At 65.9% G+C, this 9,944-nt stretch carries 5 protein-coding genes and 1 rRNA gene; all 6 read left to right on the top strand.

Annotated elements, in window-relative coordinates; genetic code table 11:
• Window positions 1-2: 2 nt before the first annotated feature.
• The 6 genes from rrf (at window position 3) to NH14_RS33100 (ending at window position 9,885) form a co-directional block, all read left to right on the top strand.
• Window positions 3-116 (top strand): 5S ribosomal RNA (rrf, locus tag NH14_RS33125).
• A 37-nt stretch (window positions 117-153) separates the two neighbouring features.
• Window positions 154-471, top strand: coding sequence for a hypothetical protein (locus NH14_RS33120; protein ID WP_168727182.1), 318 nt, complete (start codon window positions 154-156; stop codon window positions 469-471).
• A 193-nt stretch (window positions 472-664) separates the two neighbouring features.
• Window positions 665-2,548: a DUF2138 family protein gene (locus NH14_RS33115; protein WP_035534744.1), complete on the top strand. Its 1,884-nt coding sequence runs from the start codon at window positions 665-667 to the stop codon at window positions 2,546-2,548.
• A gap of 2 nt (window positions 2,549-2,550) precedes the next feature.
• Entirely contained in the window at window positions 2,551-3,240 is a 690-nt protein-coding gene (locus tag NH14_RS33110) for a DUF1175 domain-containing protein (protein WP_052148613.1), read from the top strand.
• 8 nt (window positions 3,241-3,248) lie between these two features.
• Window positions 3,249-8,162, top strand: coding sequence for an alpha-2-macroglobulin family protein (locus NH14_RS33105; protein ID WP_084226016.1), 4,914 nt, complete (start codon window positions 3,249-3,251; stop codon window positions 8,160-8,162).
• Entirely contained in the window at window positions 8,116-9,885 is a 1,770-nt protein-coding gene (locus NH14_RS33100; RefSeq protein ID WP_084226017.1) for a DUF2300 domain-containing protein, read from the top strand. The genes NH14_RS33105 and NH14_RS33100 overlap by 47 nt, the downstream gene beginning before the upstream one ends.
• The last annotated feature ends 59 nt before the right edge of the window (window positions 9,886-9,944 follow it).

The following is a 9,944-nucleotide window of genomic DNA, read 5'->3' as shown; positions in this document are numbered from 1 at the left end:
TGCCTGATGACCATAGCGAGCTGGTCCCACCCCTTCCCATCCCGAACAGGACCGTGAAACAGCTCCACGCCGATGATAGTGCGGATTGCCCGTGTGAAAGTAGGTAATCGTCAGGCTCCTTATGCAGTATGTCCAGAACCCCGGTGGCTCACCATGAGCGCCGGGGTTCTGGCGTTTACGCGCGTGGAAATACGCAGCCGGCGCAGTGCGCATGCGCAGGATGACCGTACGTACTGCATTGCCGGCGGGACTTTAGTCGCAATCGAAAGAGATGAGATCGCCTTGCGGCGCCGTCATGACCTTACCTCTCGCGAAGGCCATCTCTCCGCGTTGTCATCGATGACGCCTCCTGCTTGTCCTGCCGATGAACTCATTGTCGTGTGCTGTGACATGGCGCACATCGTCTTAATTCGGCACTGCAATTCGGCAATCAAAAATGCGTTACGCAATGCGCATGACGATGGAATGTAAAAATATATGAATATTCCACGCATCCGGAATCATTCGCGGCATTTAAATAATTTTTAAGGTAGCATCACTGCCACTGAAATAGTCGCTCGCAGACAAAGAACTGGCGTGCGGCAAGCAGGCGGCCGTGCGCGCTGCCAACGAGGTGTGGCGGCACAAAAGAAAACCGATATTCCAGTTCAGGGCGATTGATTCGATGAAGTTAACGCGCAAAAAGGCCGCGCTAACGGCCGCGGTTTTAATCGTTGCACTAGTCGCGATTCAGGCGATCTGGCGTCCATTCGGTGGGAGGTCGACGTTTCGGCCTCACGAAGTCGCTTTCGATATTCATTATCCCGACGCCATTGTCGACAGCGTGGCCCTTTCGCGTTTGCCGCGCGACATGATTCGCGTGCCGTTGCTGCACACGCTGCTCACGCGCGATTTTGTCGATTATTACGAGTCCAATTCCACACGTCTTTCCGCAGAAGGCGCTGTCCGGCGGCTTGCATTCGAACACGATCTCGACTGGCGCGACGAACTCGTCAAGCGCGTATTCGACGAACCTTCGCGCGTGCTGTTGTGGCGCTCGCCCGACGGCCGCCTCGGTTATTGGGTAATGACGATGCGCCGCAACGGCCTCGCGAAGCTGATGCAGGCCGTGGGCAATGTCGCGACCGGCGACAGCCAGTTGAACCAGGCGGCCACGCTTTCCGGCGAGGTGCCGGTCTACGCGCTCAAGCTCGCTGTCGGCCATACGCTGCTGTTTGCGGCGAAGGGCGAGCGGCTCATCATCATGTCGGAGCCAGGCATTCTGCTCGACGCGGACGGCAAGGCGATCGGCGAGCGCGCGCAGGCGCTTGCGAAGATGCTCGACGACGGCGGCGACGACGCCCTGCGCGCCTGGCGCCTCGAGCACGCGCCGGCAGACGTGAACGGGCATCGGCTGATCCTTTCGGTCAATTATCTTTCGTTCGGGTACCAGGCCTTTTTCTCGGGCGTCAATGCGCTGCGTTTCGATTTCGCCGCGTCGGGCAAGAACGATGCGAGCGCGAGCGGCGCGTGGAGCATGGCGGCGCTCGTCGATCCTGCACATCTGCCGCAGCACTGGGACAGCGCCGATCTCTGGCGGGCGTTGCCCGCAAACGCAGCGGCCTGCGCGAGCCTGCCGGTCGACTGGAACGATACCGCCGAATTGCTCGGCAAGCTGGGAGAGAGCGAACAAGCCGCATCGAAGGTTTTGCGCGAACGCTTCGCGGGACCCGCGGGCGTGTGCTGGTATGCGAAGTCGACACTCGTAGCCCCCGTGTTCGTGGCGCGCCTCAAAGCCGGGGTGGTGCAGGATCCGGCCCAACTGGCGGCGCTCAAGGACGCGCTTGCGAGCGTCTTTGGCGACGCCATTGGCGCATATGAAGCGAAGGCGGGCAATGAGGCAGGCTATCGCCGCTTACCGGTGCAGACGAAGGAGCCGTCTGCCGGCGTCACGCTCTGGACGCGCGCGGTGAGCGCGCGCTCGGGCACAGCGCAGAGCGCGGGCACATCCTACGCGGCACAGCTTTCCGCGCCGCGCTATTTTCCGGTGACACTCGCGCTCGCGCACGGCTACGTGGTGTTCTCGCCCGACGCGCGCCTCGTGGACGACACGCTCGCCGTACTGGACAAGCGCTACCCGGCCATTGCCGACACGCTCACGCCGCAGCGCCTGTCGACCACCGTGGTGTCGATCATGCCGTCCACGGCGGCGGCGCTCGTGGAGCGCGAAGCCGGCCGTGCGCTGCCGGCCGATCAGGAGGCGATTTTCCGCAACGCCGCGCGCACGCATCTGCTGCCGAAGCTGCACGCGGCGGCGAGCTACCCACCGCTGGCGTTGAGCCTGCCGGACTCGCTGCCTTCGTCGGCGGGTTGGGTGCCCGTGGAGTGGCATGTCGAGCCGCGCGCGAGCGTGGGTCCGCGCGGCGACGCGGCAGCGGGGCACCCGCTGGGTGCAGGCCCGAAAGACGCGGACAACGATGCCGGCAACGCCACCCTCGGCGACGCCGGCGCAGACTCCGCACAGCAGGCCGAAGATCATCCAGCGCAGCCCGGCACGAGCGGCTTTTGATCATGCGCCGCCGCTTTTTCCATCGATGCGCGGCGGTCGGAGCGGCCGCGCTCGGCGTGGCGCTTGCCGGTCCGGTGCGCGCGCTCATGCCAACGCAATCCGCGCCCGACCCCGACGCACTCACGCTCGAGCAATCGACGATATTTCGTGCGTGGTTCGTGCGCATCGTCGATCAGCAGATGCGTCGCGGCCCCACGCCGCGCTGGACCCAGCGCGACTGCGCCGCCCTTGTGCGCTTTGCCGCCGTGGAGGCGCTGCGCGAGCATGACGCGCGCTGGCTCAAGGCCAACGGCATGAGCGGCGCGGGCGACGCAAGCCGGCTGCCGCCCGAACTGCAACTGAGCCCGCAGCAGCGCACGCTCGCGAGCCGCTGGACGCGCATCGACGGCAGCGTGGGCGCCTATGCCTCGGCTATCGCGCTCATTCAACGCAATAGCCGCTTCGTTTCGCGCGACGTCAATCAGGCGCTGCCCGGCGACCTGCTGTTCTTCGATCAAGGCGACGACCAGCATCTGATGATCTGGCTGGATCGCTACATCGCTTATCACACGGGCACCGTCACGCCGACCGACAGTGGTCTGCGCGCCGTCGCCGTTTCCGACCTGATGCAATGGAAAGATTCCCGCTGGCAGCCGTTCGACGGCAATCCGAATTTCGTCGGTGTGTTTCGTTTCGCGTTTCTGACGCCATGAGTGCCGCCATGCAACGTCCGCTCTTTTCGCTGCGTTTCACTGTGCTGCTTTTCCTGCGTGTTTCCAATGCGAAATTCTTCGCACGGGCACGGATTTCCGATACGAAATACGGCGCATGCTTGGGCGCTCCCACGCTGCTTGCAGCGCTGATCGGGTTGTTCTCGCTGAGCTTCTGCCTGGCAGCCTCGCCCGCCTGGGCCGACGACGGCGATAACGCCGCGCAGCAGAGCATCGACGCGAATCCCACCCTGGGCGCGCCGCCGCCGAGCGGCTACGACAGCCAGGTCGTGCAGGGCCAGCCGTTCTTCCTGCTTTCCGATGCGAGCTACGGTGGCAACCAGCTCGCGCAGGTACGTCTGGAAGCACCGGGCCGCGAATTCCAGTCGGAACTTGAAGGCTATGGCGGCGCGGATATCGTCGTCTACAAGGTGCCGAATCCGCTCGCGTTTCTCAAAGCGCAGAAGAACCTGCATCGCCTGAACATCAAGCCGAGCTATCAGGGCGAGGGCCTCGCGAACACGCTCGCGTACCTGTGGGACCGCTGGCTCAGCGATGCGCGCCGCGCGTGGCAGCGCGTCCTTTCGTTCGCGACGCGCAGCAAGGTCACCGAGGCGAAGCCCGAATTCAAGCTCGGCGAGCAGCCGAATGCGCCCACGCGTTTCGAGCCCCAATCGCGCTTCGCGCCGTTGCGCGGCTACGAGCTCGTCACGCGTTTCCGTTATCCGATCTGGAACGCGAAGACGATTCAGCCACCCAAGGGCGTAAACCTCGCAGGCAGTAGCAGCAACTTCGTGGAGGTGTCGTCGGGCAACGTGATGATTCCGGTTGGAAAGCTGCCGCCGGGGCTCTATCTCGTCGAGGCAATGATCGGAAACTACCGCGCACATACGCTGTTGTTCGTTTCCGATACGGTCGCGGTCGTGAAGGCTGCGTCGAGTGGCTTGCTGGTGTGGACAGCGCGGCGCGACAACGGCAAGCCGGTGCCCGGCACGGAGGTGAGCTGGACCGATGGCGTGGGCGTGCTGCAAAGCGGCTCCACCGGAGCGGATGGCGCGCTGATGCTCCAGCACGTTTCGCCTGAGCGCAGCTACGTGATCGGCAGCGATCCGCAGGGCGGTGTTTTCGTATCCGAAAACTTCTACTACGACAGCGAGGTCTACAACACCAAGATCTACGCGGTGACGGACAGGCCGCTCTATCGCCCTGGTGACGCTGTCCATGTGAAGTTCATCGGCCGCACGTTCCAGAGTGCGAATCAGTCGACGCCCGCCGCGCCCGCTCAACTCAAGCTCGACGTGCTCGATCCGAACGGCGCGCCAATCGCGACGCGTAGCGTGGATTTCGCATCGGAAAGCGGCGGCGAAACCACCTTCACGCTGCCAGCGACCGCGCAGGGCGGCGGCTATACGCTGCGCTTCGACTACAACGGCGACAGCTACGGCGGTGCGTTCCGCGTAGCCGAGTACGTGAAGCCGCACTTCGACGTGAATCTCACGATGGACAAGTCCGATTACGCGACCGGCGACGCGCCCAAGGGCAAGATCGCGCTGCGCTACCCGGACGGCAAGCCCGTAAAAAACGGCAAGGTGTCGGTCACGCTGCGCGCGCAGAAGGTGGCGATCGTGGACGGCGAGTTGCGCTATTCGGGCCTCTTTCCCGTGAAGCTAGAACAGCAGGAGCTGAAGACCGATAGCGACGGCAACGTCACATTCACACTGCCCGCCGCGAAGGAGCCGAGCCGCTACGCGCTCACGCTGTTCGCGCAGGACGGTGCGGCGTATCGCGTGCGCGTGACGCGCGAAGTGCTGATCGCGCGCGGCGCGACGCCGTATCGCTTGAACACGGCCAAATCGTTCTCGCAGCCGCGCGAGCGCGTGACGTTCACGCTGGCCGCGTCGACCGGAGCGGCCGGATCGACGAATGCTGGCGCCAACCCGGGCAACGGCACGAACGCGGCGCCGGCGCACAAACCGGCGAAGTGGGAATGGGTGCGTCTCGAGTCGCAGACGAAGGCCGATGGGACGCTACCCGAAGCGAGCCCGGACGGCCGCGTGAGCTTTCCGGTGCAATTCGACGAACCGGGCTCGTACATGCTCTCGGTGAAGGACGATGCGGGTAACCTGCTCGCGGCGGTCAGTCACTGGGTGGCAGGAGACGGTCTCAAGGCGATCCCCGGCAGCGTCGAAGTGGTGTTCGACCGGGACCGCTACAAGATCGGCGATACGGCCGAAGCGCTCATCACGTTCCCGTATGCAGTGGACGACGCGCTGCTCACGCTCGAACGCGACAGCGTGGAAGCGCGCGCGCTGCTTTCGAACGGCGCGGGCTGGCTGACTCTCACGCGCGTTGCCCCCACGCAATGGAAAGCGCACATCAAGGTCGGCCCTGAGTTTGCTCCCAACATGACGTTCTCGGTGCTCTATGTGCACGACGGCGAATACGTATTCCAGAACGCGGGCATCGTGGTCGCGAAGCCCTCGATCGATCTCGCCGTGAAGAGCGACAAGTCCGTCTATGCGCCGGGCGAAACCGTGACGCTCGATCTGGGCAGTACGCTTGGCGGCAAGCCGCTGCCCGCTCGTCTTACCGTGAGCGTGGTCGACGAAATGGTGTACGTGCTGCAACCCGAAATTGCGCCCGACATCGTGGACTTCTTTTATCATCCGCGCCGCAACAACGTGCGCACGACGTCGAGTCTTTCGTTCATTACCTACGACCTTGCGCTGTCGGCAATGCGCGGTGCGCCCGGTGGCCCGCAACGCGGGCAGTACAACGAACGCGGCGTCAAGGTGCTGGAGCGCCCGCGTCGCGACGACATCGACACGGCAGCATGGCAGGCCGATCTGCAAACCGATGCGAGCGGCCACGCACGCATGACCTTCCGCATGCCCGATGCCCTCGCGCGCTGGCGCATTACCGTGCGCGCGATTTCCGCGGACGGCACGGTGGGGCAGCGCACCGCGTATGTGCGCTCGGACAAGCCGCTCTATTTGAAATGGAGCGGCCCTGCGAGCTTCCGCAGCGGCGACCAGCCTGAGATCGACATGCTCGCGTTCAACCAGGGCTCGTCCGATGTGGATGCGCAGTGGACGGTCAACGGCGCAGGCCTCGCACTCGATCGCAAGGTCACGCTCAAGCCCGGCACGAACTACCTGGCACTGCCACGCGTGGCGCTCACGCCGGGGCTCGTCGATGCAAGCCTGCGCGTGGGCGGCAAGGAGGTGGACCGCCTGCAGACTTCGGTGAGCCTTGGAGCGCCGGGCTGGCTCGATCTGCGCGAAATGCCCGTCGCGCTCGACGTCAGTCCGAAGCCGCTCGCGCTTGCGCCCGATGCGCAGGACGTGCGCGTGCGCATCGTTTCGACGGGCGCGAGCCAGTTTGCGCGTGTGGCCGACGATCTCATCGCCTACCCATACGGCTGCGCCGAGCAGACCTCGAGTCGCCTGATTCCGCTCGCACTTGCACACGATGCGCTGGGCCGCGATGCCGATGGTTCAGCGCCGGGCGCTGCTACACCTCAGAGCCCGACGCAGGGTCTCGAGGCGCGTCTGCGCAATCAGCGCCAGCGGCTTGCGTTGCTTGCCGGCATCAATGGCGCATTCGGCTGGTGGGGCGACACCACAGGGGGCAGCGCGTTCATCACGGCTTACGCGTATTACGCGGACTGGCTCGCGAGCCGCAGCCTCGGCATCTCGCTGCCGGACGGCAACTGGCAGCATGCGCTCGATATCTATCGCGACAACGGCACGAAGGAGCCGTTGCTGCAACGCGCGCTGGCGCTCTGGCTGCTGCAGCAGATGGGGCAACCCGTGGCGACGCCAGTCTCGGGCGTGGCCGGGCAGCTCGCGCAGCGGGCATCGTCGATGTTCGATCAGGATGCCAAAGCATCGCGCGATGCATACGGCGTGGAAGACAGCCTCGTGTTCGCCGCGCCCGATTCGCCGCGCGGCCTGCAAGCGGCCGTGGTGCTGACTGCCTGGACCGCGCGCGCAACGAACGCGAGCCTGCCCGAAGGCTTCATTGCGCTGGCCGCGCGCGCACGCGCGTCGCTCATGACGAATCCGACGCCGCTGATCCAGAGCCTGCTGGCCATGGCCGGTGACGCGGGCACACCCGTGGATGCAAACGCCGTGCTCGCGCAGAGCAGCGCGATGTATCCGACCGTCGACCGCGCGCTTACGTTGCTGTGGCTGCGCAAGGCCATGGGCGGTGCGCGCGCGGGCGATGCGGCACAGCCGTTGCCTACGCTGCAAGGCAGTGGCTGGACGCGCACGACGACACCCACGGGCGCAACCCTCTGGAAGTGGACGGGTGCGGCGTTGCCCACCTCGCTCGACGTCGGCGGCGCAAGCCCCGACGTCTCGGCGCTGGTTTCGTACCGCAGCCGCGCGGCCCAGGCGAGCCGCCTGCCCGTGAAGATCGAGCGCACGCTTTATCGGCTCGACCCGATTGCGCCGTCGAGCGACCCCGATAAGCAGACGGGCCGCGCTACGTTCGAGGCGCACCGCATGAAGGCCGGCGACGCCGTCGACAGCAACGCGCTCTATGTCGACGAAGTCACGCTCACGCCGCAGGACAAATCGGCGCTGCATTACGGCTTGCTCGACGTGCCGTTGCCGCCGGGCGGGTCCGTGGAGGCGACGAGCTGGGGCGTGAGCATTGCCGGGCTGCCCGGCGCAGGCGAGGGCGGCAGCGGTCCACAGCCGTTCGCGCGCGCGGCCAGCTACGAGATGGGCGAGCTCGGCTATCACCAGCCTGTGCCGTTGCTCGATCGTCCCGTGGCGCTGCGCCAGCTCGTGCGCTTCGCTCTGCCAGGCATGTTCACGATGCCGCCCGCACGCTACTTCCGCATGTATCAACCGGAGCAGAAGGCGTATGAAGGCGGCCGCAGCGACCGCATGGTCACGCTGCGCATCGAGTGAGGCCGGCGTGAGGGTGCGTATCGCCGGCTTGAGCGCGGCGCTCATCTTCGCGATGGTTGCGTTCGCAATCGGTTTTCCGCGGCTTGCGCAGGCTGCGGTGCCGTCGGAACTGCGCTTCGCCTGGCTGCACGATGGCAGTGCGCGAATGTGGACGTTCGACGCTGCGGCGGAGGCCAGCGCATCGGGCCCCGGCACGCCGTTGCCGCCAGCGCTCGAGACGCAGCTCGGCAGCGTCTGGAAGCTGTTCGTCTACGCGTATCTCGTCGACCGGCGGATTCCCGCACCCGACTATCAATGCGATGGCAGCGATCGCCAGGAGGTGTACTGCTGCATGACGGGCGGCCACGTCGACCGCGATCGCGCGCTGGTGCAGTCATGTGGCCTCTTTTTCGAGCCGCACAGATTGCAGCTCGATCCGGTGGGCTGGCGCCAGTATTGGCGCGCCCTGAAGGCGCCCGCATGGTTGCAGGATCTCTATGCACTGCGCCCGGCGCGCCGCGTGCGTGTGGACGAACTGCTCAAGGCCTTGCAGGCCGTGCCTGCGCGCGCCCGCGACGACACGGCGAGCACGCTGGTGTCGGTCGTCACGAGCGGTCGCGGCGAGGGCACCGTATCGCTCTATGGCAGCCTGCTGCGAGCCAAGACCTGGACCATGCCTGATCCAGCGAACCCTGGCGGCTATGAAGGCGGCGCGGCCGGCTGGCTGGCCGATGGCACGCCGGTCTGGCTTGGCGGACGCGGGGGCAGCGTGCGCGTGCTGGCCGCCGCGGCGCCGCGTATTGCGCCGCTGGTCGCGCAAAGCGCCGTGCCCGACGACCGCGCCTGTGTGATTGTCGATTTTTTTTCTCGTTATCCGATCCGAAACGTAATCGATACGCGCGAAGGCGGGCGGTCCGCGCAACCCGGTCTGCTCGACGGCACATTCAGCGTGGGGTTCGAAAACGGCAACTGGCTGCCCATCGAAAGCCATGGCGAGTTGCTGCTCGAACGCGACGAGACCGGCAAGCCGCGCATCGTCGGACGCTTCGGCATGAACGACTATGTCGCGCGCGTGGTCGAGCGCGAAGGCGACACTGCGCAGCCGCAGGCGGCGCGCGCGCTCGCGGTGGCCGCGCGCAGCTATCTCGTGCAGAACGCAGGCCGCGCGCGCGGCTGCTACCGCATCGACGACAGCAGCCGCACGCAGCGTGTCTTGCCGCGCGCGCCGCGCGCCGCAGCGCGCAATGTCGCCGATTTCACCGATGGACTCGTGCTCGCGGGCGTGCCGGTGCAGTTTCATCACGACAAGGCGGGGCCCGGCCAGATGAGCTGGCTCGACGCAAAGGCCGCGGCGCAACGGGGCCTCGCGTTCGACGCAATTCTCGCGCGCACCTGGCCGCAGGCAACGCTTACCTCGTTCACGAGCCCGCTCGCGGGTGACTGCGAGCCGGTGGCGGGCGCGCGCGACTGGCTGAGCCGCGAGGCCGCGGTCTGGGCGCGGCGTCTCGCAGGCGAGGCGGGCTATGAAGAACCCGCACTGCCGGCCGTCTGCGAGGTGACGACGGGTCGGCCCTATGCCGATGCAGGGCGCAATCGCGTCTATATCCGCCGTCTGCGTTCCGACGACGACCGCATCGCACTTGCGCACGAGTATTTGCATCTGGCGTTTGCGCACCATCCGCGCGGGCAGGACGAGGTGTTTATCGAGCAGACCGCGCGCAAGCTGATCCTCACTGGAAGTTGAATGACCATGAAAGCGCTCAATATCTTCGACCCATCCGCGCACGATCGCGACATGACAAC

This window comes from Paraburkholderia sacchari (assembly GCF_000785435.2).
GTDB classification, from domain to species: Bacteria; Pseudomonadota; Gammaproteobacteria; order Burkholderiales; family Burkholderiaceae; genus Paraburkholderia; species Paraburkholderia sacchari.
Note: the sequence above shows the minus strand (reverse complement) of the source record. Positions and strands in the feature narration are given on the sequence as shown.